Source organism: Duganella sp. HH101 (assembly GCF_001758795.1).
In the GTDB taxonomy this organism is placed as follows: Bacteria; Pseudomonadota; Gammaproteobacteria; order Burkholderiales; family Burkholderiaceae_D; genus Rugamonas; species Rugamonas rivuli.
The window spans coordinates 94,162-117,576 of sequence record NZ_LRON01000021.1 but is presented as its reverse complement, the minus strand read 5'-3'; the positions used below and the strand labels follow the sequence as shown (position 1 = coordinate 117,576).

Genomic DNA, 23,415 nt, shown 5'->3' with positions numbered 1-23,415 from the left:
CATGAAAAGAAGGGATGAAACACCATGACAGGCGATTTTTTGATTGGAGGGTAGGAAGACTCCATTACTGGAATCCTCCCCCCTAGGAACCGTGCGTGCGACTTTCACCGCACACGGCTCGAGCTAAATAAAAGTTCCTAAACAGGAACCGGCTTCGTTACTTTCAACCCACGTTGGTGCACCTGCGAGTGGCAATTAGGGTGCAATAATACTCGATTTCCCAGGGCATCGGACCCGCCTACCATACGATATTCTATATGGTGATCGTGCCATCCGGTGTCAAAGTCCATCTCATTACCGCATGACGCACACTTACCGCGCTGTTCCACATAGAGGGTGATCCATTCCTTCCGGTAACGCATGTTTTTTATCATGCGCTCCTTCCGCAATACCTCGCCGTACATTTCCCAAGCCGGATCATAGGGGTTAAACGCCCCTTTGATTTTCGTGTGCCGCTCAATGGCTGTGCTCGCGAGCGAGTACAGGTCCATGATTGCCTTACCGCCTTGCTCTATTGCAACTTCGCATGCAAACACCCAGTTCCTATTGCCGATTGAGCGCCAATATTTCTTGCGTATCCAATCCGCGCGCTTGGTTGGGTGCCGGCGTTTTGCCCACCGCATAAGCCGCCAGAAAATCAACGACTCCATGCGAGAGAACGCTTGTTTGGCAACTACAGGGGAGTGATATTGCGCCCACCCACGTAGCATCGGATTAAGCAGGCGTATCATGTTCTCCTGCGTTGCACCGAGATTGTCACTAATGGCGGCCCTGAGCTTTTCATAAAATGCTTTCACATTCTTCTTACTCGGCTTGATGAGCAGCGTCCCCGAGTACTTCCGGAAATTCCACCCCAGGAAATCAAACCCGTCGTCGATGTGTACGATTTTGGTTTTGGCCTTTGCTAAGCGTAGCCCCCTCAAGGCAAGGAATTCCTCTACCCAAGGTTGAATCTCGTTCGCCAGCAGCTCTTGTGAAGCCCCGGTGATGACGAAATCATCCGCATATCGTATTACGCCGACTTTGAGTTTCTTGGCTTTAGCCACACCCCATTTCGCATCAAGATGCGCTATGAGGTCAGCCTCAAGACCATTTAATGTCCAATTTGCCAACGCAGGACTGATGATACCTCCCTGCGGCGTTCCGGCTGTGGTTGCTTGCAATTGCTTACCATCCACTACTCCGGATTTCAACCATTTCCTTAAGATCAACTTATCCATGTGGATGTTGTCAATCATCCAGTCGTGGTTGATGTTATCGAAAAACCCTTCAATGTCCGCGTCTAACACCCATTCGGCCGAACCCTTGCGGGACAACCTGATGAAGATTTGAGACATTGCGTCGGCGGTTGAGCGACTTTTCCTGAACCCGTAAGAGTTCTGGTCGCTAACCGTCTCCAAGACCGGATCGAGTGCCAGCAGATGAAGCGCCTGCATGGCCCTGTCTCGCATGGTGGGTATGCCCAAGGGGCGTAACTTCCCATTCGGCTTGGGGATATTGACCCTCCTTAATGGCAGGGGTCGATACCGGGATTTTTCGAGGTTCGCTATTGCCGCATGCTTATGTTGCGGAGTTTCCCAAAGTTGCCGGTCCACTCCTGCGGTGCGCCTTCCTTGATTTTCTGTCACTCGTTTTACGGCCAATGCTTTGGCGCAAAACGAGTGGGTCAGCCACCTTTGCAAAGATTTCACCCTGCGCCAGTTGCCTTCCGACGTTGCCTTCGCTAGACGATGCTGCATGACCCTCACGTTCCTCTGAACTTTGCGCCAATTGATGGCGCTCCATTCGGTCGGTACGCGCGAGGACGCAGAATCGAACTGTTGTTCAATTACTCTCATTGCTGAACCTCGTAAGTGAAAGCCTTTCCGAGGACGCAACTTTCCCCGAAGGGATCGTGTACATCCCTTCGGGGCGATTGATTGTCTATACAGCCGTTTGACGACTATTTCACCAGATGGAAGTCTGCCCGCTTTCGCGGCGGGACAAATCTTGAATCCCTATCCAAGCCGTTACAGCCTGGCATTCGCTTTTTCCATCCTCCCATACCTGCTCCTCCAACAGCTCCCCTTGCGGTTCGCCTGCCTTGTGGCTCGAAGATGCCGAGCCCAGGGCAGAGAATCAGGCTTACCACGTTCCCTGAGATGCCAACGCAGATCTTGCATTGCGCTTGACTGTTTAGGGTCTGCCTATCCCCCGGTGGTTGTAATGACGACGCATTCCCAGATTCAACAAGAATGTCCTACCACGGCACCGTTTGGTTAAGGCCTTGCAGCAGCTTAGGCCCATCAATATTTACGAGGGTTCAAACGGCAGTTCACATTACATTACCCTTGCAGCACTCACCTAGCCCCTGAACCGCCTTGCTGCTGGCAGTCTCCATCCCGATCATTCGCATAAGCGGGATGCCGTAGCTACACGGGGGTACATTGTCTTCGAAGCTTCACACCCCACCGTTGCCAGTGACGCATGTTCGAATAGGTGACGGGTGGTCGTACGCCCGGTCGTAGCACCTGATATTCAGGGTACGACAAGACATCTCAGAGCTTGCGCCCCGTTCGTAACAATAGTTCCAGCTCGATGACTTCAACGCCATTTCTGGCTTGCCATGATGACTCGCGAACGAGTCACCCAGATTCAACGAAAGTTCTTTTCGTGTCGTCGCAAAATAGCAACACCCATTGGCTTTTTGGGCCAATATTTCGACGTGTAGACGTGTAAGCGACAGGAAAACCTGTGCATAGACGTTGTCGGACGAAATTGAATGGGTGGGAATTGAAGATAGACTGTAAGGATTCCGATGGACGGAGTTATACAGCCCACGCTAACATCCTTCGAAATTCAAGGACTTAGCGCATTTTTGTAGGTATATTGCTTGAACATGCTACCTCGACGGCAGCTATTTAGCGACTACGTGTCGCACTGAATCCCTTATTATATGGGAATCTTCACCCAACACCGGTTTCCCGGGCCCGCTTAATGTCTTTATTACAGAATTTAACTTCCGATACATCTTCCGCGGCGCAGCCCGACCTGCGCCTGGAGCAGCTGACCGCCTGGCTGGCCACGCTGGGCGTGGTCGACGTCGCCAGCGCGCGCCCGGCCTCGGCCGACGCCAGCTTCCGCCGCTATTTCCGCGTCGATGTATTGCCCGATCAACAAGCCGCGCTGGGCGCGACGCTGGTCGTCATGGACGCGCCGCCCGAGCGCGAGAACGTGCTGGCCTATGTCAAGCTTGACGAAATGCTCACACATGCCGGCGTCAGCGTGCCGCGCATCGTCGCCACCGACTACGAACGCGGCTTCCTGCTGATGTCCGACCTGGGCGTGACCACCTACCTGCAGGTGCTGGACCACGACAACGCCTCGACCATGTACGCCGAGGCGCTGGAGGCGCTGGTCAAGTTCCAGCTGACCAGCCAGCCGGGCGTGCTGCCCGAGTACGACCGCGCCTTCATGCTGCGCGAAATGAACTTGTTCCCCGAGTGGTACATCGGCCAGCACCTGAAAGCCACGCTGACCGACAAGCAGAGCGCCGAGCTGCAAGCCGTGTTCGAGGCCATCCTGGCCAACGTCACGGCCCAGCAGCAGGTGTATGTGCACCGCGATTTCCACTCGCGCAACCTGATGTGGATGGACGCCGGCAACCCCGGCGTGCTGGACTTCCAGGACGCGCTGTACGGCCCGATGACCTACGACCTGGCCTCGCTGCTGCGCGACGCCTACGTGCAGTGGGACGAGGAACTGGTGCTGGACTGGGCGATCCGCTACTGGCAGCACGCCAAGTCGGTCGGCCTGCCGGTCAACCAGGACATCGACGGCTTCTACCACGACTTCGAGTACGCCGGCCTGCAGCGCCACCTGAAGATCCTCGGCCTGTTCTGCCGCCTGAACTACCGCGACGGCAAGGCCCAGTACCTGAACGACCTGCCGACCGTGATGGACTACGTGCGCAAGACGGCCGGCCGCTACAAGGACCTGCGGCCGCTGGTGCGCCTGCTCGACCAGCTGGAAGACAAGCAGCCGCAAGTCGGCTACACCTTCTGAGGCGGCGCGCATGAAAGCCATGATCTTCGCCGCCGGACGCGGCGAACGGATGCGCCCGCTGACCGACACCACGCCCAAGCCGCTGCTCAAAGTGCGCGGCCGGCCGCTGATCGTCTGGCACATCCTCAACCTGGTGCGGGCCGGCATCACCGAGATCGTCATCAACACCGCCCACCTGGGGGACCAGATCGAGGCGGCGCTGGGCGACGGCAGCCAGTTCGGCGCCAAACTGATGTACTCGCGCGAGGACGCAGCGCTGGAGACGGCCGGCGGCATCGCCACCGCCCGCCACCTGCTGGGCGAGGAACCGTTCGTCGCCGTGTCCGGCGACATCTACATGCCCTACTTCGACTTCGAACAGGTCAAGGACGTGTTGCACGACAAGGACATGTGGGGCAATCCCTACCCGGCGGACCAGCGCGACATCTGCTGGCTGTACCTGGTGCCGAATCCGGACTTCCATCCCGAGGGCGACTTCGGCCTGACGATGTACACGCTGAGCAACGAAGGCTCGCCCAAATGGACCTTCGGCAACGTCGGCGTCTACCGGCCTGAAATGTTCGACGGCATCGCGCCCGGCGAATACGCCAAGCTCGGCCCGCTGATCCGCGCCTACGCCGACAAGCAGCAGGTCGGCGGCGAGGTCTACCAGGGCGAGTGGCACAACCTGGGCACCGTACAGCAGCTCGACCTGCTCAACGCGCCGCCGGCCTCGCGCCTGGCGGCGGCCAAGGGCGTGCAGTGATGTCGGCCGGGCTACAGTCCTACGCCGCCCGCCGCGCGCGCCTGTTGGCGCACATGCCGCCCGGCGCCGTGGCCGTGCTGCCGACCGCGCCCGAAGTCACGCGCAACAGCGACAGCGAATACCTGTACCGCCACGACAGCTACTTCTACTACCTGACCGGTTTCGCCGAACCGGAAAGCACGCTGGTGCTGGTGGCCGCGCGCGGCGATGCGCCGGCGCGCGCCATCCTGTTCTGCCGGCAGAAGAACGTCGAACGCGAAATCTGGGAAGGCTTCCGCCACGGCCCGGACGGCGCGCGCGCCGCCTTCGGCTTCGACGCCGCCCATGCCATCGAGGATCTCGACACCGAGATCGTCAAGCTGCTGGCCGACGCGCCGGCCCTGTACTACGCCTTGGGCAGCGCACTGGACGCGCAGGTCAAGCTGTGGCTGGCCAGCGTGCGGCGCATGGCGCGCACCGGCGTCAGCGCGCCGGCCAGCGCGGTCGACCTGCTGCCGCTGCTCGACGAAATGCGCCTGTTCAAGGACGACGCCGAACAGGCCACCATGCTGCGCGCCGCCACCATTTCCTCGCACGCGCATGCGCGGGCCATGCGGGCGTCCAAGCCCGGCATGTACGAATACGAAATCGAAGCGGAGCTGCTGTACGAGTTCCGCCGCAATGGCGCGCAGGCGCCGGCCTACAACTCCATCGTCGCGGCGGGCGCCAACGCCTGCGTGCTGCACTACAGCGCCAACAACGCGCAAAGCCGCGACGGCGAACTGATACTGATCGACGCCGGCTGCGAACTCGATGGCTATGCCTCCGACATCACCCGCACCTATCCGGTCAATGGCCGCTTCAGCGCGCCGCAAAAGCGCCTGTATGAACTGGTGCTGGCCGCACAATCGGCGGCATTGAAGGCGATCGCGCCCGGCCTGCCGTATGCCGGCGCGCACGAGGCGGCGGTGCAGGTGCTGGCGCAGGGCATGCTGGACCTGGGCCTGCTGAACCAGAACGCGCATGGCAGCCTCGCCGACATCGTCGCCAACAAAAGCTACCTGCAGTTCTACATGCACGGCACCGGCCACTGGATCGGCATGGACGTGCACGACGTCGGCCAGTACCGCGACACGGCGGCCGAAGGCAAGCCCTCGCGCGCGCTGCAGCCGGGCATGGCGCTGACGGTGGAACCGGGCATCTACGTGCGCCCGGCCGACGGCGTTCCCGAGGCATACTGGAACACCGGCATCCGCATCGAGGACGATGTGCTGGTGACGCCGGACGGCCACACCATACTGAGCGCCGCCGCGCCGAAGACGGTCGCCGACATAGAACAACTGATGCAACAGCAATGACAGATTCCACTTTCGATGTCGCCATCTGCGGCGCGGGACCGGCCGGCATGGCGCTGGCCGCGCTGCTGGCCAAACGCGGCACGCCCGCACAACGCATCGCCCTGATCGACGCCAAGACGCTGGAGCAAGCCAGCAAGGACCCGCGCTCGATCGCGCTGTCCTGGGGCAGCCGCCAGATACTTGAGGAAATCGGCGCATGGCCGGTGGCCGCCACGGCGATCCACCAGATCCACGTATCGCGTCGCGGGCAGTTCGGCCGCAGCCTGATCGACCGCGACGAACACAAGCTGCCGGCGCTGGGCTACGTGCTGCGCTACGGCGATCTGGTGACGGCGTTGGGCGCGGTTTGCGCGCGCGCCGGCATCGCCACGCTGCGCCCCGCCCGCGTTGAAGCCATCGACGAAAGCGCGGATGCGGTCGCGCTCTCCATCGCCGGCGCGGATTCCGCCACGGCCGCCATCGTCGTGCAGGCCGAAGGCGGTTTGTTCAGCGATCAGGAAAGCAAGGCCCAGCACCGCGACTACCAGCAAACCGCGATCATCGCGCAGGTGCGCAGCAGCCGCCCGCTGGCGCATCGCGCCTACGAACGCTTTACCGAACAAGGCCCGCTGGCCCTGCTGCCGCAAGGCGAAGAATACTCGCTGGTCTGGTGCGTGCGGCCCGATACCGCCGCGCGCCTGCAGGCGCTGGACGATGATGCCTTCCTCGCCGAATTGGGCGCGGCGTTCGGGGAGCGCGTCGGCAGTTTCACGCACGCCTCGCCACGGCTGGCCTTCCCATTGGGATTGAACGCCGATCCGCGCAGCACCGCGCGCACGGTCGCCATCGGCAACGCGGCGCAGACGCTGCACCCGGTGGCGGGGCAAGGCCTGAACCTCGGCCTGCGCGACGTCGCCGTGCTGGCGCGCCTGCTGGCGCAAGGCGCGACGCCGGCGATGCTGGCGCAATTCACAGAACTGCGCCGCCAGGACCGCCACACCACCGTGCGCCTGACCGACACCATGGCCCGCATCTTCGCCAACGACTCGCCGGCGCAAGCGCTGCTGGGCCTGTCATTGGCCGCCATCGACATGGTCGCCCCCGCCCGCAGCGTGCTGGCCGAGCTGATGATGTACGGCCGCCGTTGACCTGAGAATACACACGGGGCGCGCGCTGCACGGCCCTTGGCCGAACGTCACTATTTCCGCTCTCTCTTCCCCATTCGTTTTCTCTATTTCCCTCTCTAATTCGCAAAGGTCGAAAATCAGAAAAGAACCAAGAAAAATAGAAGGAAATAGAGAGCGAAAATAGGGAGGTTCTGCCAAGGGTCGTGCAGCGCCACCCCATACATATACGCTGCGCCGGTCTACGCTCAGGTACGCGTGATCGAAGCGCCGCCATCGACCAGCGACGCCGTGCCGGTGACGAAGGACGAGTCGTCCGACGCCAGATACAGCACCGAGCGCGCCAGTTCCTCCGGCTGCGCCACGCGTTTCAGCGCATGCAGATTGGTGACGAAGGAAGCCGACTCCGGCGTATTGTTCATATCGCGATACATCGCCGTATCGACCGCGCCCGGCAGCACCGAGTTCACGCGCACGCCTTGCGGGCCGTATTCCGAAGCCAGCGCCTGGGTCAGGCCGATCAGGCCCGCCTTGCTGGCCGCATAAGCCGCCACGCCCGGGAAGGCGAAGCTGTAGCCGACGAAGGTCGACGTGAAAATCACCGAACCGCCGCCATGCTTGATCATTTCAGGGATTTGATGCTTGGCGCCGAGGAAGGCGCTGGTCAGGTTGGCGGCGATGGTCTCGTTCCAGCCCTGCTCCGACACACCGGTGGTCTCGCCCATTTCGCCCAGCGTGCCGGCGTTGTTGTAGGCGATATCGAGCCGGCCGAAAGCCTCGACGGCAGTGGCGACCAGTTGCGCATTGAACGATTCGGAAGTGACATCGCCGGCCAGCGCGACAGCCTTGCCGCCATCGGCGGCGATTTCCGCCACCAGCGTATCGAGCTCGGCCTGACGGCGCGCAGCGACGACAAGCTTCGCGCCTTCAGCGGCAAACAGTTTGGCGGTGGCACGGCCGATGCCGGAGCTTGCGCCGGTAACGATAGCGACTTTGTTTTGTAAGCGGTTCATGGTGAGACTCCTTGAGGTGGGTTGATGTAGCCATCGTAGGCTTCATCAACCTCACCATCAATCGGCCAAAAGACCATGAACCATTCACAAATTGTGAATCAACTTTACTCTACAGCCTTGACCATGTCCTCGATGACCTTCTTCGCATCGCCGAACACCATCATCGTGTTGGCCTGGTAGAACAGCTCATTGTCCAGACCCGCATAGCCGGAAGCCATCGAACGCTTGTTGACGATGATGCTCTTGGCCTTGTACGCCTCCAGAATCGGCATGCCGGCGATCGGCGATTTCGGATCCTTGGCGGCGGGGTTGACCACGTCGTTGGCGCCCAAAATCAGCACCACGTCGGTCTGGCCGAATTCGCCATTGATATCCTCCATCTCGAACACCTGGTCGTACGGCACCTCGGCCTCCGCCAGCAGCACGTTCATGTGGCCCGGCATGCGGCCCGCCACCGGGTGGATCGCATACTTCACGGTCACGCCCTTGTGCGTCAGCTTCTCGACCAGCTCCTTCAGCGAGTGCTGCGCGCGCGCCACGGCCAGGCCGTAGCCCGGCACGATGATCACGCTTTCCGCGTTGGCCATGATGAACGAGGCATCGTCGGCCGAACCGGATTTGACCGGACGCTGCTCCTTCGAACCGCCGGCACCCGCCTCCGCCGGCGCGCCGCCGAAGCCGCCCAGGATCACGTTGAAGAAGGAACGGTTCATCGCCTTGCACATGATGTACGACAGGATCGCGCCGGACGAACCGACCAGCGAACCGGCGATGATCAGCATCGAGTTATTCAGCGAGAAGCCGATGCCCGCCGCCGCCCAACCCGAATACGAGTTCAGCATCGACACCACCACCGGCATGTCGGCGCCGCCGATAGGGATGATGATCAGCACGCCCAGCACGAAGGCGATCGCGGTCATGATGAGGAACGGCGTCCACGCCGGCTCGGTGCCGCCGGCGAAGCAGAACACCAGGCCCAGGCCCACCATGACGATGGCCAGGATCAGGTTCAGCATGTGCTGGCCGGCGAAGCTCACCGGCGCGCCCTGGAACAGGCGGAACTTGTACTTGCCCGACAGCTTGCCGAACGCGATCACCGAACCGGAGAACGTGATCGCGCCAACGAAGGTACCGATGAACAGCTCGATGCGATTACCGAACGGCAGCGCCTCGCCCACCGCCGCGATGCCGAATGCATGCGGCTCCGACACCGCCGCCACCGCGATACACACGGCGGCCAGGCCGATCAGCGAGTGCATCGCCGCGACCAGCTCAGGCATCTTGGTCATCTCGACCTTCTTGGCCAGCACCGCGCCGATGCCGCCGCCGACGATCACGCCCAGCGCCACCAGGCCCAGGCCCATGCCGCCGGACGTCCCCGCCACTGCCGCCGCCGTGGCTTCCGCCTTCAGCTTCAGGATCAGCGCGATCGTCGTGACGGCGGCAATCGCCATGCCCGACATGCCGAACGCATTGCCGGTGCGCGCCGTGGACGGCGACGACAGGCCTTTCAACGCCTGGATAAAGCACACCGATGCGATCAGGTACATCATCGTCACCAGGTTCATGGAGATGAAATTCATGCGTGATCTCCCTTTTTCGCTTTAGGTTCTTTTTTCTTGAACATCTCCAGCATGCGCTGCGTCACCAGGAATCCGCCGAACACATTGACGGCGGCCAGCGCCACCGCGACGGTGCCGGCGACCTGGCCGATCAAACCCTCGGTCAGCGAGGCGGCCAGCATGGCGCCGACGATGATGATGGCCGAGACGGCGTTGGTGACGGCCATCAGCGGCGTATGCAGCGCAGGCGTCACGGTCCAGACCACGTGGTAGCCGACGTAGATGGCGAGCACAAAAATGATCAGATTGATGATGGTGTGGCTGACTTCCATTATTCTTTCCCCTGTTATTTTCTAAGCAGCTCGCCGCCGCTGCACAGCAGCGTGGCCTTGATGATTTCATCTTCGCGGTCGATCGCCAGCTGGTCTTCCTTGTCGATGATCAGCTTGAGGAAGTCCAGCACGTTGCGCGCATACAGCGCCGACGCATCGGCCGCCACCAGCGTCGCCAGATCCGGCTCGCCGACGATGTGCACGCCATGCCGCACCACGGTCTTGTTGAGCTCCGACAGCGGGCAGTTGCCGCCCTGCGACACGGCCAGGTCGACGATCACCGAACCCGGTTTCATCGCCTTCACCGTCTCTTCGGAAATCAGCACCGGCGCCGGACGGCCCGGGATCAGCGCGGTGGTGATGATGATGTCGGCCAGCTTGGCGCGCTCGTGCACCAGCTCCGCCTGGCGGCGCATCCAGTCCGCCGGCATCGGCCGCGCATAGCCGCCCACGCCCTTGGCGATTTCCTTCTCCTCGTCGGTCAGGAAAGGCACGTCGATGAACTTGGCGCCCAGCGACTCCACCTGCTCCTTGACGGGAGGCCGCACGTCGGACGCCTCGATCACCGCGCCCAGCCGCTTGGCCGTCGCAATCGCCTGCAAGCCCGCCACGCCCACGCCCATGATCAGCACCCGCGCCGCCTTGACGGTGCCGGCCGCGGTCATCAGCATCGGCATGAATCGTTGATAGGTATTGGCCGCCACCATCACGGCCTTGTAGCCGGCGATGTTGGCCTGCGACGACAGCACGTCCATCGACTGCGCGCGCGTGATGCGCGGCACCGCCTCCAGCGCGAAGGCTTGCAACCCGGCCGCCGCCATCGCCGCGTTGTTGTCGGCATCGAAGGGATTGAGCATGCCGATCACCACCGTGCCGGCCGGGATCAGCGCCCGCTCTTCCGCATTCGGCGCCCGCACCTTCAGCACCACCTGCGCCGCGAAGGCTTCCGCCGCGCCGACGATCTGTGCGCCGGCCGCGGCGTAAGCCTCGTCCGTCACCGATGCCGCCACGCCCGCGCCGGCCTGCACGATCACTTGATGCTTGGCTGCGAGCTTCTTGACTGTCTCGGGCGTTGCCGCTACCCGGGTTTCCCCCGGCCGCGTTTCGGCCGGTATGCCTATCCTCATGGTGCCTCCAAATGATTAATAAACTGACTAGAATCTAACACGGAATGCATGGGCAGCAACGCCCGTCGATGGCTTCATGATACTTAATATCTATTTATCAATAAATAGCGCTTTCATCACATCATTTATTACTATTTGTAATGAATTGCCGTTAAAACAGCTAATTTCGCACACGGCAGCCACTCCAACATGGATTAAGGAGACAAACCTTGCGATATTTCAATACGAACCCATATTTCCGTGCAGGCGGGTTCAAACCAAACGCCCGGAACAGGCTAAAATGTCGGCTCTTTCAAGGATGACTCATGCCGCGTATCTGGAAACCCTCTGTTACTGTTGCCGCCATTGTCGAAAAAGATGGCAAATTTTTGCTGATCGAAGAAGAAACCAGCGATGGCATCCGCATCAACCAGCCGGCCGGTCATCTCGACCCGCACGAATCGCTGGAGCAGGCCGTCATCCGCGAAACGCTGGAGGAAACCGCCTACGACTTCACGCCGACCGCGCTGGTGGGCATGTATATGTCGCGCTACACCTCCAACCGCACCGGCGAGGAAGTGACGTATCTGCGCTTCACCTTCTGCGGCGTGCCGGGCGCCCAGCATGACCGTCCGCTGGACGAAGGCATCCTGCGCACCATGTGGTTGACGCGCGACGAACTGGCCGCCTGCGCCGACCGTCACCGCAGCCCGACGGTGCTGCAATGCGTGGACGAATACCTGGCCGGGCGCCGCGCCCCGCTGGAACTGATACAAACCCACACCTCGGTGTACAAGGAAGCGGTGAGCACCGCGAATGGATAAGGCAGGAAAGTAAGATGAGCAAGAAAAAAGTCGTGATCGGTATGTCAGGCGGGGTCGATTCCTCGGTCGCGGCGTGGATGCTCAAGGAACAGGGCTACGACGTGGTCGGCCTGTTCATGAAGAACTGGGAAGACGACGACGATTCCGAATACTGCTCGACGCGCCAGGACTGGATCGACGCCGCCAGCGTGGCCGACGTCATCGGCGTCGACATCGAAGCCGTCAACTTCGCCAGCGAATACAAGGACCGCGTGTTCGCCGACTTCCTGCGCGAATACCAGGCCGGCCGCACGCCCAACCCGGACGTGCTGTGCAACGCCGAGATCAAGTTCAAGGCCTTCCTCGACCACGCCATGCACCTGGGCGCCGATTTGATCGCCACCGGCCACTACGCGCGCGTGCGCCAGAACGGCGAGCGCCACGAACTGCTCAAGGCCGTCGACCACACCAAGGACCAGAGCTACTTCCTGCACCGCCTGAACCAGGCGCAGTTGTCCAAGACCCTGTTCCCGCTGGGCGAGATCCCGAAGACCGAAGTGCGCCAGATCGCCGAGAAGCTGCAACTGCCCAACGCCGCCAAGAAGGATTCGACCGGCATCTGCTTCATCGGCGAGCGCCCGTTCCGCGAATTCCTCAACCGCTACCTGTCGTACAAGCCGGGGCCGATGAAGACGCCGGACGGCAAGGTGGTCGGCGAGCACGTGGGCCTGAGCTTCTACACGCTGGGCCAGCGCAAGGGCATAGGCGTGGGCGGCATGAAGGCGTACAAGAACCCGGACGGCAGCAGCGACGCCTGGTATGTGGCGCGCAAGGACGTGGCCGAGAACACGCTGTACATCGTGCAGGGCCACGACCATCCATGGCTGCTGTCGTCGACCTTGCGCGCCGACCAGGCCAGCTGGATCGCCGGCGAGGCGCCGTCGCCGCGCGCGATGTCGGCCAAGACCCGCTACCGCCAGGCCGACGTGGCGTGCGAGATCGCCCCGGAAGGCGATTCCGATTTCGCGTTGAAGTTCATGGATGCCCAGTGGGCGGTCACGCCGGGCCAGTCGGCCGTGCTGTACGACGGCGACGTCTGCCTCGGCGGCGGCATCATCGACAGCTCGACCTTCGCCGCCTGATGTTCCCCGCCTAGCCGGCCTGACTACTCGGCGGCGGGCTCGCCGCCATCGCCTTCCGGCGCGTCCGCGCCGGCGTCCTTGGCCAGCGCCGCGCGCTGGCGCTTGACCATGGCGATCACCGTATTGCGTATCGTATTGAGCACGGTGTCGGCCTTGAACGGCTTGACGATAAAGCCGTTCACGCCCATCGCATGCGCGGCCTGGATGGTGGCCGCATCGAATTCGCTGGAGACCATGAAGATCAGCGCCTTCGGCCAGTTGGTCTTGATCTCCCGCACCACCTCTTCGCCGTTCTCGATCTGCTCGCGGGCGATGCAAACGATATGGGGATTGTGCTTGAGCAGCAGCGCCAGGCCGCTGGCGCAGGTGTGGGTCTGGCCCACCACGTCATAGCCGCCATCGAGCAGGACCGTGTTGAGCAGGCCGCGCGCGATCGCGCTGCCGTCGATAATGACCGCTTTTAACATCTTGCAAACCTTGTCTTAGTGGGCGTGCGCTTAGTTCTTGTCCCAAGCCAGCATGTTCCAGGTCACGCCGACCCGCACGTCCGTTTTTAATTGCACCAATTGTTTCGAAAGATACAGCATTTCGCGTTCTTTTCGTAGAGTTTCGCCCAGCGTATCCTTCAGAATGCCGGCCCCGGCCATGATCGCATCCAGAGTGCCGTAAGTACGCAACAGTTTGGCCGCCTTCTTGACGCCGACCTTGGACACGCCGGGGATGGAATCGGTGGCGTCGCCCATCAGCGCCAGCAGGTCCGGCAGCTGCTCCGGGGGCACGCCCCATTTCTGCTCGACCCAGGCGTGGTCGTGCCATTCGCCCTTGAAGTGGTCCCACACGCGGGCGCCCTGCGCGATCAGGCCGTGCAAATCCTTGTCGGTGGAGGCGATGGTGGCCTCGCCGCGGCCGTCGGCCAGCCAGCGCAGCACCACGGTGCCGATCACGTCGTCCGCCTCCACTTCCGGCAGCGACACCACATGCAGGCCGACGCCGCGCAGCTTGTCGTAGAAGGCCGGCAGCGCATCGCGCAGCGGCGACGGCATCGGCGCGCGGGCCTCGCGGTAGCCGGCGTACAAATCATGGCGCCAGGTGGGGCCGCCGAAGTCGAAGGCCGGCAGCACGTGGGTCGGCTCATGGTCGTTGAGCAGTTTGCGGAACGAGGACAGCGCGTGGCGCAGCGCGATCTCGGCCTTTTCAGGACTATCGGGTTCGGGGCTGGCTTCGTAGACGCGGCGCACGATATTGAGGCCGTCGATGGCAAGGAGTCTACCCATGTTCAACATCTTCCGGGCTTGTTCAATCCATCATTTTACCCGAGCGCGCCGCGCTTCCCTATTGGCCTGCGCCGCCCGGGAACAACTGGTCGACCAGTTCGCGGATTTTCTTGTCGGCGTCGATGAACTTGGCGGTGTTCATGCCGGCGCCCTTGGCATCGTAGACGGCTTCGCCGATCGGCTTGCCGCCGTTATAAACCTTGATGTCGGCATAGGTCATGTAAAGCGCCAGGTCCCAGCGCCAGTTGGCCACATACGTCGACGTGATCGCGCAGTCGACGATGGAGGCGTTGGACGGCATCTGCCGCGCCACATAGCCCTTGGCCTCCAGCGCCTGCTTGTATGACACCATGAACCCGGTCTTGACCGCCGGATTCTCGATGATGCACACTTGGTGGTCGGCGAAGCGCTCGACCGGCTTGACGGTCTGGTTGATCGCGCAACCGGTGAACAAGGTGACAACCAGTGCTGGCAAGGCAAGGCGCATGAACATGGGGCATCCTGAAATGGGGTTTATGATTCGACATCATATGCCCCGCAGCATGCTATTGAGAAATTTATTTTATTTCAACAATTCGTACGGGCCGCCGCGCTCCAGCGCGCGCTGGAAGGCCGGGCGGCTGTGGATGCGTTTGAGGAAGGCCGTCAGGTTAGGACGGCGCTCGTCCAGCCCGCCGCGCGCGGCGGCCGCCTCCAGCGGAAAGCTCATCTGGATATCGGCCGCGCTGAACTCGGCGCCGGCGAACCACGGCGTCTTGCCCAGCTCCGCCTCCAGGTAATCGAGGTGGGCCTCGATCTGCGGCTGGATGTAGCTGCTCTTGACCTTTTGCGCGATGCCGCGCGCGATCGGCTTGACGAAGAACGGCGCCGGGCTGGTCTCGACCCGGTCGAAGATCAGCTTCATCAACAACGGCGCCATCGCCGAACCTTCCGCATAGTGCAGGAAGTAGGTCCAGCGGCGGCGATCCGCCGTGCCGGCCGGCGGCGCCAGCCGGCCCTGGCCATAAGTCTCGACCAGATACTCGACGATCGCCCCCGACTCCGCCACCACGATATCGCCATCGCTGATCACCGGCGACTTGCCCAGCGGGTGGATGGCGCGCAGCTCCGGCGGCGCCAGCATGGTCTTCTTGTCGCGCTGGTAGCGCACGATCTCGTATTCCAGGCCCAACTCCTCCAGCAGCCAGAGCACGCGCTGCGAGCGCGAATTATTCAGATGGTGGACAACAATCATGGTGAGCTTCCCGGAAAAGAACGGCCGTGCGCCGCAACGCCGCTAGCTTAGCATTGTTGGCAATCTTGCGTGCCGGCAGTACACTGCCCTCACCAGCAGCCGCCAACCGGAGCCTTCATGAACCTGTTTTCCCCGCGCTACCTCGTCTTCAACGCCGCCGTCGTCGCGCTGGCCGCGTCGCTGGCCCTGGGCGCGCCGTGGTGGATACCGCTGACCGCCGCCGCCCTCACCGTGGTCGGCATCACCGACCTGCTGCAGACCAAGCGCGCGCTGCGCCGCAACTACCCCATCCTGGCGCACTTCCGCTTCTTCTTCGAATCGATACGCCCGGAGATCCGCCAGTACTTCCTGGAAGACGACACCGTCGCCGAACCGTTCTCGCGCAACCAGCGCAGCATCGTCTACCAGCGCGCCAAGATGGACACCGACAAGCGCCCCTTCGGCACCCAGCTCGACGTCTACGCCCCCGGCTACGAATGGATCAACCACTCGATCAGCCCCGCGCCCGAACAGCACCACGACTTCCGCATCGAGATCGGCAACCACCCCGACTGCCGGCGCGCCCAGCCCTACTCGGCGAGCGTGTTCAATATCTCGGCGATGAGCTTTGGCGCGCTGTCCTCGCACGCCATCCTGGCGCTGAACGGCGGCGCCAAGGCCGGCGGCTTCATGCACGACACCGGCGAAGGCAGCATCAGCCCCTACCACCGCCAGAACGGCGGCGACCTGGTGTGGGAGATCGGCTCCGGCTACTTCGGCTGCCGCAACGCCGACGGCACGTTCTCGGAAGCGAACTTCGTCGCCAACGCCACCTCGCCGCAAGTGAAGATGATCGAACTGAAGATGTCGCAGGGCGCCAAGCCGGGCCACGGCGGCGTACTGCCCGGCGCCAAGGTGACGATAGAAATCGCCACCACGCGCGGCGTGCCGCAGGGCCAAGACTGCATCTCGCCGTCCAGGCACTCGGCCTTCGGCACGCCGCTGGAGATGCTGGCCTTCATCGACCGCCTGCGCACGCTCTCCGGCGGCAAGCCGACCGGCTTCAAGCTGGCCATCGGCCACCCGTGGGAATTCTTCGGCATCGTCAAGGCCATGCTGGCCACCGGCATCACGCCCGACTTCATCGTGGTCGACGGCGGCGAGGGCGGCACCGGCGCCGCGCCGGTCGAGTTCACCGACCACGTCGGCACGCCGCTGCAGGAAGCGCTGCTGCTGGTGCATAACACGCTGGTGGGGGCCAACCTGCGCGACAAGATCAAGATCGGCGCCTCCGGCAAGATCATCACCGCCTTCGACATCGCCCGCATCCTGGCGCTGGGCGCCGACTGGTGCAACTCCGCGCGCGGCTTCATGTTCGCGCTGGGCTGCATCCAGTCGCAGAGCTGCCACACCGACCGCTGCCCGACCGGCGTCGCCACCCAGGACCCGACCCGCCAGCGCGCGCTGATGGTGCCGGACAAGACCCGGCGCGTCGCCAACTTCCACGAGAACACCCTGAAGGCGCTGGCCCAGCTGATCGCCGCCGCCGGCCTGACGCACCCGTCGCAGCTGAAGGCGCACCACCTGGTGCGGCGCATCTCGCCCAACCAGGTCAAGCTGGCGTCGGCGCTACTGCCCTACCTGGAGCCGGGCGAGCTGCTCGACCCCAGCCAGCTGGCGCGCCTGCCGCCGGTGTTCGGCCTGTACTGGCCGATGGCGCAGGCCGAATCGTTCAACCCACTGTGCTGACAGACCATGACACGCTATACCATCGTCCATGCCACACCCTCCATCGCCACCTACCAGGCGCTGCGCATCGGCGCCGGCCTCAGTCCCAAATCCACGGAAGCGGCGGCGCGCGGCCTGCCCGCCAGCCTGTTTGCCGTGCAGGTGCTGTGCGACGGCGAGCCGGTCGGCATGGGCCGCGTGATCGGCGACGGCGGTTGTTTTTACCAGGTGGTGGATATCGGCGTGCTGAAGGCACACCAGGGGCAGGGACTGGGCAAGGCGATCATGAAGGAGATCAAGGCCTATCTCGACCGCGAAGTGCCGCCCGGCGGCTACGTCAGCCTGATCGCCGACGGCAAGGCCAACGAACTGTATGCGCAATACGGCTTCGCGCCGACCGCGCCGGCCTCGATAGGCATGGCCTACGTGGCCTGATCAGCGCTGCGCGCGCAGTATGATGACGCGCTTGAGCGGCGCGGAGCCGGATGCGCCGGACGGTGCGGACGGCGTGGTCTCGCAGGAGCCGCAGCTGGCGCAGCCGTCGCCGCAGCTCGATTTCGTGTTAAACAGTTTAGCCAGTTTATTCTGGTCGAAGCCGCGCCGCGACAGCAGGTAGACGATCTGCTTGCGCAAGGCCGCCGGCAGGTACTTGGTGCAGAAATGCACCAGCGCCGCCACCACGATCAACGCCACGATCACTTGCTGCCACATGCTCAGCCTCCGATAAGGAACAGGGAAATACGGTAAGTCAGGAAGGACGCCGTGTACGCCAGCGCGAACATATAACCGGCCATCATCAGCGGATAGCGGATGCTGTTGGTCTCGCGCCGCACCACGCTCAGCGTCGACATGCACTGCGGCGCGAACACATACCACGCCAGCAGCGACAAGGCCGTCGGCAAAGTCCACGAACCGGCGATGATGGGCGTCAGCGACTGCGCCAGTTCCTCGCCGCTCTGCGACAGCGCATACACCGTGCCCAGCGCACCCACCGCCACCTCGCGCGCGGCCAGGCCCGGCACCAGCGCGATGCAGATCTGCCAGTTGAAGCCGATCGGCGCGAACACATACTCCAGGCCGCGCCCCAGGATGCCGGCCAGGCTGTAATAGATAGGCGGATGCGTCGCCCCCTCGGGCGCGCCCGGGAAGGAGCTCAGGAACCACAGCAGCACCATCAAGGTCAGGATGATGGTGCCCACACGCGACAGGAAGATCTTGCAGCGTTCCCACAAGCCCAGCGCCAGGTTCTGCATATGCGGCCAGTGATAGGCCGGCAGCTCCAGCATCAGCGGCTGCTTGCTGTTCGCCCCCATGGTGCGCTTCATGAAGTAAGCCACCGCCATCGCCGACGCGATGCCCGCGAAATACAGCACGAACAGCACCAGGCCCTGCAAGCTCATGAAGCCATACACTTCGCGCTCCGGGATGAAGGCCGCGATGATCAGCGCATACACCGGCAAGCGCGCCGAGCACGTCATCAGCGGCGCGATCATGATCGTCACCAGGCGGTCGCGCGGATTCTGGATGGTGCGCGCCGCCATCACGCCCGGAATCGCGCAGGCAAAGCTCGACAGCAACGGAATGAAGGCGCGGCCCGACAGGCCCACGCCGCCCATCAGGCGGTCCAGCAGGAAGGCCGCGCGCGGCAGATAGCCGCAGTCCTCCAGGATCAGGATGAAGAAGAACAAAATCAGAATCTGCGGCAGGAACACCAGCACGCTGCCGGCCCCGCCCAGGATGCCTTCGACCAGCAGGCTGCGCAGCAAGCCATCGGCCATCGCGCCCTTGACCATGGTGCCGACGCCGTCGACGCCGGCCTTGATCATATCCATCGGCACATTGGCCCAGCTGAACACCGCCTGGAACACCAGGAACATCAGCACCGCCAGGATCACCGGGCCCAGCACCGGATGCAGCACCACGTTGTCGATCTTCTCGGTCAGGTTGCCGGTGTCGCGCGCGTCGCTGCTGACCAGCGCCAGGATGCGGCGCACCTCGCGCTGCGTGTCCTCGACGCCGACGGCGTCGATCGCCGCCAGCGGCTGCGGCGCGCTCTCGTGCAGCGGCCACATCGCGTCCAGCGCGCGCAGCAGCGACTTCTCGCCGCCCGCCTGCACCGCCACGGTTTCCACCACCGGCATGCCCAGCTCCTGCGCCAGGCGGTCGGCGTCGATCTCGATGCCGCGCTTCTTGGCCACGTCGACCATGTTCAGCGCCAGTATCATCGGCAAGCCGAGGCGCTTGATCTCCAGCACCAGCCGCAGGTTCAACCGCAGATTGGTGGCGTTGACCACGCACACCACCACGTCCGGCGACTGCTCGCCCGCGCGCAGGCCGGCCACCACGTCGCGCGTGATGGCCTCGTCCGGCGTGTGGGCCGACAAACTATAAGCACCCGGCAAGTCCAGCACGCGGAAGCCATGGCCCGCAGGCGAGCTGAACGAGCCCTCCTTGCGTTCGATGGTCACGCCGGCGTAGTTCGCCACCTTCTGGCGCGCGCCGGTCAGGCGGTTGAACAGCGCGGTCTTGCCGCAATTCGGATTGCCCAGCAAGGCCACCATCGGCGTCCGGGAAAGCAGCGGCGCCTGCGGCACCGCGATATCGACTGCACCCATGGCTTATTCCGGTTGGATCGAAGGTTGTAGCCAAACCAACGCCGCCTCGAAGCGGCGCAGGGCGAACGTGGAGTTGCCGACTTTGATCGCCAGCGGCTCGCCACCCGGCATGCCGCGCTTGAGCATGCGGATTTTTTCGCCGGGCACAAAGCCCAGCTCCATCAGGCGGCGCACCAGCGTGGCGCCGTCGTCGGCCGAGTCGCCGGGGCGCACATGGGCCACGGTGGCGCTCTGGCCGACCTGCAAGGTATCGAGGGTGATCAAGGGAACAGCGTGCGTCATGGCTAAGTCCGTTCAAATCGCCGCCCGGCCTGCGCCGCCGCGGCTTGCCGGCGAACTGCAAGATCGCGTTCTCGCCGGAAATAAGATACTAGCATTATAAACGGTAATGCGAATTACTTCTATTTGCGCTTGCATCCCGCTCAAACTTGAGGCAGTATACGATTAATGATAATGATTCGCATTAAGTAGCTAACTAGCAATCATGTCAGTTTTTTCTTTTCGTAGTGCCTAGCCAGAAGGTGTATCGATGATTGTATGTGTCTGCAACAACATATCTGATCGTGAAATCCGTCAAGCCATGGAATTGGGATTGACGTCGATGGAAGAACTGCGCCGCGACCTGGGCGTGGCGACGTGCTGCGGCCAATGCTTTTCCTGCGCAGAAGAAATCCTGAACGAACACCTGGCAGCCAGCGCCGGGATCCAGGAAACCGTACTGAAGCGCCCCGCCTTCAGCAACTAAGAATACTCTCATGAACACCATGACCTATGGCCGGACGGCGACGCCGCCGGCAGACGACAGCGGCCTGGCCGCGCAGCTGAAACTGCAATGGCAAGTGCGCGGCCGCAAGTTCGCGCCGCTGGCCGCCATCGTCATGGTCCATGCGTTCGGGTTTTATATGTTCCAGTCGGGAATGCTGCGCCAGGTCTCGCACGCCATCCTGCCGCAAGTGGTCAACGTCACCTTCGTCGCCTCGCCGGAGCCGCTCAAGCCGGCCCCGCCGCCGCCGAAGACCGTGCCGGTCGTGCGCCAGGCGCCGGCCTTCATTCCGCCGATTCCATTGGTGAACGTGGTCCAGACCGAGCCGACCATCACGGTCGCCCCGCCGCAGCCGCGCACCAGCGAGCCGGCCGCAGTCTCCGCCCCGGCAGCGCCACCGGCGCCGCTGCATGTGGCCGCGCCGAGCCAGCCGAAAACCGTGTCGGGCGTCGAATACGTGCGCGCGCCGCAGCCGGTCTATCCCAACATCTCGCGCCGCATGGGCGAGAGCGGCGTTGTGATCCTGCGCGTGCTGATCGGCGAAAAAGGCCAGGCCGAGCAGGTCGTGATCCACAAATCGTCCGGCTCCAGCAACCTCGATGAGGCAGGCCGCCAGGCCGTGATGCGCGCCCTGTACAAGCCGAACATGGAAGACGGCAAGCCGGTCCCCGTGTACGCGCTGGTGCCGATCAACTTCCAGCTGGGCTGATCACACGTCCAGCCTGCCCTCGATCGAGTCGTCGAGGGTCTTGCCGATCACGGCGCCGATCAGCATCTTGACGCTGGCCACCGCCTTGCCGTGTTTGGTATCCCAATAGTAGCCGTAGGTCGGCGCGAACTTGATCAGCGTGATGCGCGGGTCGTCTTCGCCGCCGGTGAACCACGTCTTCATCGTAAAACTCCACAACTCCTTCAGCTTGACCGGATCGCGCAGCACCGTGGCGATGCCTTCCAGGTGCATGAACTCCGAATGGGCCGAACCCTGGAAGTACAGCGTGGCCGACGGCTCGGCCGCCAGCTCCAGGTTCTTCAGGCTGTCGCTGGCGCTGATGAACCACAGGTTGCCCTGCGCATCGACCTGCAGCGCGGTCATCGGCCGCGCGTCGCCGGGGCCGCCCGCGACATCGCTGGTGCAAAAGAAGCAGCCGGGCGTATTGTCGACAAACTCGCGGATCTTCTTGACGGCGTCTTCGCCGATCAAGTCCTGGTGGTTGTTCTCTGGCTGATTGGCATTGATCGTATCCATGGCGCTGCGCTCCGGTAGGGGTGGTGGATCATTGATACTACCCCTGGCGGCGCCAGCACTCCGTGGGTTGTCTCACACTTCCGCCCACATGCGCAGCAGGTTGTGATAATGGCCGGCCAGCTCCACCGAAATCTCATCGTCGCCATGCGCGGCGCGCAGCTTCTGGATGTTCTGATCGAGCTCGAACAGCATGCCGCGCTTGGCGTCGTCGCGCACCATGCTCTGGCTCCACAGGAATGAACTGACCCGCTCCCCGCGCGTCACCGGCGCCACGCGATGCACACTGCTGGACGGATAAACGATCGCATCACCCGCCGCCAGCTTGACCTCGTGCGTGCCATAGGCGTCGCTGACGATCAATTCGCCGCCGTCGTACTCCGCCGGCTCGCTGAGGAACACGGTCGACGACACGTCCGCCCGCATCGCATTGGCCGTGCCGGGCCGCGTGCGGATGGCGCTATCGATATGCATGCCGTAATGCTCGCCGCCAGCGTAGCTGTTGAAGTACGGGGGCAGTATGCGCAGCGGCAGCACCGCCGCGAAAAACAGCGGATGATTCGCCAGCGCCTGCGTGATCACGCCGCCCAGCTCCTGCGCCAGCGGCGACAGCTCCGCCAACTGGCGGTTGCGCTTGACCTGCGCGCCCTGCGGGCCGGCGGTGGCGCGGCCGTCGATCCATTCGGCCTGCGCCAGGCGGCGCCGGAACTCCTGCACCTGCGGCTTGGTCAGCACGGCGGGGATGTGCAGCATCATGGGCGCTCCTTTCGTATCGACGGTATGCGAATGTTAATTGTTTTCATTTGCCCCAACAATCTCAGTCCGGGGATATTGGTACACTTTCGCACGCCCCACTGTGGGAACCGCCCCGTTCGTGGCAAAATGTCAGTATTCCGCCACCATTGTAGAAAGATTCCCATGAAGGGTGATCCAGAAGTTATACGCCTGCTGAACGCTCAGCTGACCAACGAACTCACCGCAATCAACCAGTACTTCCTGCACTCGCGCATGTACCGTCACTGGGGTTTCGAGAAGATCGCGAAAAAGGAATACGAAGAATCGATCGGCGAAATGAAGCACGCCGACAAACTGATCGACCGCATCCTGATGCTGGACGGCCTGCCTAACCTGCAAGCCATGCACAAGATCATGATCGGCGAGAACACCGAAGAAATGATCGGCTGCGATCTGAAGCTGGAAAAAGGCGCACAGATCACCGTCAAGGAAGGCATCGCCGCCGCCGAGAAAGCCGCCGACTATGTGTCGCGCGACCTGCTGCTGATGATTTTGGAAGACACCGAAGAACACATCGACTGGCTCGAAACGCAGCTGGACCTGATCGGCAAGGTCGGCATCCAGAACTACCTGCAAAGCCAGATGAACGACGAGTGA

General features: G+C 62.9%; 25 protein-coding genes. 11 read left to right on the top strand and 14 right to left on the bottom strand.

All coding sequences use genetic code 11. From position 1 onward, the window contains the following. Positions 1-137 precede the first annotated feature (137 nt). On the bottom strand, positions 138-1,838 hold the full coding sequence (gene ltrA, locus DUGA2_RS26095) for a group II intron reverse transcriptase/maturase (RefSeq protein ID WP_070272329.1): 1,701 nt from the start codon (positions 1,836-1,838) through the stop codon (positions 138-140). Between the two features lie 1,138 nt (positions 1,839-2,976). Between ltrA and DUGA2_RS26090 the strand changes: the two genes are divergently transcribed. The 4 genes from DUGA2_RS26090 to DUGA2_RS26075 are packed head-to-tail and all read left to right on the top strand — an operon-like array spanning position 2,977 to position 7,253. Further along, positions 2,977-4,044: an aminoglycoside phosphotransferase family protein gene (locus DUGA2_RS26090; protein WP_070272328.1), complete on the top strand. Its 1,068-nt coding sequence runs from the start codon at positions 2,977-2,979 to the stop codon at positions 4,042-4,044. Between the two features lie 10 nt (positions 4,045-4,054). Further along, positions 4,055-4,789, top strand: a complete 735-nt coding sequence (gene murU, locus DUGA2_RS26085; protein ID WP_070272327.1) for an N-acetylmuramate alpha-1-phosphate uridylyltransferase MurU — start codon at positions 4,055-4,057, stop codon at positions 4,787-4,789. Continuing rightward, a complete protein-coding gene (locus DUGA2_RS26080; RefSeq protein WP_070272326.1) occupies positions 4,789-6,126 on the top strand; it encodes an aminopeptidase P N-terminal domain-containing protein in 1,338 nt (445 codons plus the stop codon). Before murU ends, DUGA2_RS26080 begins: the two co-directional genes overlap by 1 nt. Then, complete coding sequence (locus DUGA2_RS26075) at positions 6,123-7,253, top strand: UbiH/UbiF/VisC/COQ6 family ubiquinone biosynthesis hydroxylase (RefSeq protein ID WP_070272325.1); 1,131 nt, start codon at positions 6,123-6,125, stop codon at positions 7,251-7,253. Before DUGA2_RS26080 ends, DUGA2_RS26075 begins: the two co-directional genes overlap by 4 nt. Before the next feature lie 224 nt (positions 7,254-7,477). Here DUGA2_RS26075 and DUGA2_RS26070 read toward each other — a convergent pair whose 3' ends face one another. The 4 genes from DUGA2_RS26070 to DUGA2_RS26055 all read right to left on the bottom strand — a co-directional run bounded on the left by DUGA2_RS26070 (position 7,478) and on the right by DUGA2_RS26055 (position 11,263). Beyond that, positions 7,478-8,242, bottom strand: coding sequence for an SDR family oxidoreductase (locus DUGA2_RS26070; protein ID WP_070272324.1), 765 nt, complete (start codon positions 8,240-8,242; stop codon positions 7,478-7,480). A 104-nt stretch (positions 8,243-8,346) separates the two neighbouring features. Next, a complete protein-coding gene (locus tag DUGA2_RS26065; RefSeq protein ID WP_070272323.1) occupies positions 8,347-9,825 on the bottom strand; it encodes an NAD(P)(+) transhydrogenase (Re/Si-specific) subunit beta in 1,479 nt (492 codons plus the stop codon). Beyond that, a complete protein-coding gene (locus DUGA2_RS26060; RefSeq protein ID WP_008452859.1) occupies positions 9,822-10,136 on the bottom strand; it encodes a proton-translocating transhydrogenase family protein in 315 nt (104 codons plus the stop codon). The genes DUGA2_RS26065 and DUGA2_RS26060 overlap by 4 nt, the downstream gene beginning before the upstream one ends. Positions 10,137-10,150: 14 nt before the next feature. Continuing rightward, on the bottom strand, positions 10,151-11,263 hold the full coding sequence (locus DUGA2_RS26055) for a Re/Si-specific NAD(P)(+) transhydrogenase subunit alpha (RefSeq protein WP_070272322.1): 1,113 nt from the start codon (positions 11,261-11,263) through the stop codon (positions 10,151-10,153). A gap of 305 nt (positions 11,264-11,568) precedes the next feature. Here DUGA2_RS26055 and DUGA2_RS34610 point away from each other — a divergent pair, with 305 nt between their 5' ends. Next, positions 11,569-12,066 (top strand): NUDIX hydrolase, encoded by a 498-nt coding sequence (locus DUGA2_RS34610; protein WP_008452862.1) that lies wholly within the window; start codon positions 11,569-11,571, stop codon positions 12,064-12,066. Positions 12,067-12,080: 14 nt separating this feature from the next. Next, entirely contained in the window at positions 12,081-13,187 is a 1,107-nt protein-coding gene (mnmA, locus tag DUGA2_RS26045) for a tRNA 2-thiouridine(34) synthase MnmA (RefSeq protein ID WP_070272321.1), read from the top strand. A 23-nt stretch (positions 13,188-13,210) separates the two neighbouring features. Here the strand turns inward: mnmA and DUGA2_RS26040 are convergent, their stop codons facing one another. The 4 genes from DUGA2_RS26040 to DUGA2_RS26025 all read right to left on the bottom strand — a co-directional run bounded on the left by DUGA2_RS26040 (position 13,211) and on the right by DUGA2_RS26025 (position 15,695). Then, positions 13,211-13,654 (bottom strand): response regulator, encoded by a 444-nt coding sequence (locus DUGA2_RS26040; RefSeq protein ID WP_070272320.1) that lies wholly within the window; start codon positions 13,652-13,654, stop codon positions 13,211-13,213. A gap of 30 nt (positions 13,655-13,684) precedes the next feature. After that, entirely contained in the window at positions 13,685-14,461 is a 777-nt protein-coding gene (locus tag DUGA2_RS26035) for a 5'-3' exonuclease H3TH domain-containing protein (RefSeq protein ID WP_070272340.1), read from the bottom strand. Positions 14,462-14,519: 58 nt separating this feature from the next. Then, positions 14,520-14,954 carry an Sbal_3080 family lipoprotein gene (locus tag DUGA2_RS26030; RefSeq protein ID WP_083296479.1) on the bottom strand — a complete coding sequence of 145 codons (435 nt, stop codon included), beginning with the start codon at positions 14,952-14,954 and terminating at the stop codon, positions 14,520-14,522. Positions 14,955-15,023: 69 nt separating this feature from the next. Continuing rightward, positions 15,024-15,695: a glutathione S-transferase gene (locus tag DUGA2_RS26025; RefSeq protein ID WP_070272319.1), complete on the bottom strand. Its 672-nt coding sequence runs from the start codon at positions 15,693-15,695 to the stop codon at positions 15,024-15,026. Between the two features lie 117 nt (positions 15,696-15,812). On the opposite strand from DUGA2_RS26025, the gene DUGA2_RS26020 reads away from it, so the two are divergent. Both DUGA2_RS26020 and DUGA2_RS26015 read left to right on the top strand, forming a co-directional pair. Then, positions 15,813-17,423, top strand: a complete 1,611-nt coding sequence (locus DUGA2_RS26020) for an FMN-binding glutamate synthase family protein (protein WP_070272318.1) — start codon at positions 15,813-15,815, stop codon at positions 17,421-17,423. A 6-nt stretch (positions 17,424-17,429) separates the two neighbouring features. Continuing rightward, a complete protein-coding gene (locus DUGA2_RS26015) occupies positions 17,430-17,837 on the top strand; it encodes a GNAT family N-acetyltransferase (RefSeq protein WP_070272317.1) in 408 nt (135 codons plus the stop codon). On the opposite strand, the gene DUGA2_RS26010 is transcribed toward DUGA2_RS26015, so the two are convergent. The 3 genes from DUGA2_RS26010 to DUGA2_RS26000 are packed head-to-tail and all read right to left on the bottom strand — an operon-like array spanning position 17,838 to position 20,299. Further along, the gene (locus DUGA2_RS26010) at positions 17,838-18,113 is read right to left on the bottom strand and encodes a DUF6587 family protein (protein ID WP_070272316.1); all 276 of its coding nucleotides are present in this window, start codon (positions 18,111-18,113) and stop codon (positions 17,838-17,840) included. It lies immediately after the preceding gene. A 2-nt stretch (positions 18,114-18,115) separates the two neighbouring features. After that, positions 18,116-20,017, bottom strand: coding sequence for a ferrous iron transporter B (locus tag DUGA2_RS26005; RefSeq protein WP_070272315.1), 1,902 nt, complete (start codon positions 20,015-20,017; stop codon positions 18,116-18,118). A 3-nt stretch (positions 20,018-20,020) separates the two neighbouring features. Then, on the bottom strand, positions 20,021-20,299 hold the full coding sequence (locus DUGA2_RS26000; RefSeq protein ID WP_070272314.1) for a FeoA family protein: 279 nt from the start codon (positions 20,297-20,299) through the stop codon (positions 20,021-20,023). Between the two features lie 247 nt (positions 20,300-20,546). Here DUGA2_RS26000 and DUGA2_RS25995 point away from each other — a divergent pair, with 247 nt between their 5' ends. Both DUGA2_RS25995 and DUGA2_RS25990 read left to right on the top strand, forming a co-directional pair. Continuing rightward, on the top strand, positions 20,547-20,762 hold the full coding sequence (locus DUGA2_RS25995; RefSeq protein WP_070272313.1) for a bacterioferritin-associated ferredoxin: 216 nt from the start codon (positions 20,547-20,549) through the stop codon (positions 20,760-20,762). Between the two features lie 10 nt (positions 20,763-20,772). Then, the gene (locus DUGA2_RS25990) at positions 20,773-21,489 is read left to right on the top strand and encodes an energy transducer TonB (protein WP_070272312.1); all 717 of its coding nucleotides are present in this window, start codon (positions 20,773-20,775) and stop codon (positions 21,487-21,489) included. Here the strand turns inward: DUGA2_RS25990 and DUGA2_RS25985 are convergent, their stop codons facing one another. Then, the gene (locus DUGA2_RS25985; protein WP_070272311.1) at positions 21,490-22,026 is read right to left on the bottom strand and encodes a pyridoxamine 5'-phosphate oxidase family protein; all 537 of its coding nucleotides are present in this window, start codon (positions 22,024-22,026) and stop codon (positions 21,490-21,492) included. A 72-nt stretch (positions 22,027-22,098) separates the two neighbouring features. Further along, on the bottom strand, positions 22,099-22,779 hold the full coding sequence (locus tag DUGA2_RS25980) for a Fe2+-dependent dioxygenase (protein WP_070272310.1): 681 nt from the start codon (positions 22,777-22,779) through the stop codon (positions 22,099-22,101). Positions 22,780-22,941: 162 nt separating this feature from the next. Here DUGA2_RS25980 and bfr point away from each other — a divergent pair, with 162 nt between their 5' ends. Further along, positions 22,942-23,415, top strand: a complete 474-nt coding sequence (bfr, locus tag DUGA2_RS25975) for a bacterioferritin (RefSeq protein WP_008452894.1) — start codon at positions 22,942-22,944, stop codon at positions 23,413-23,415.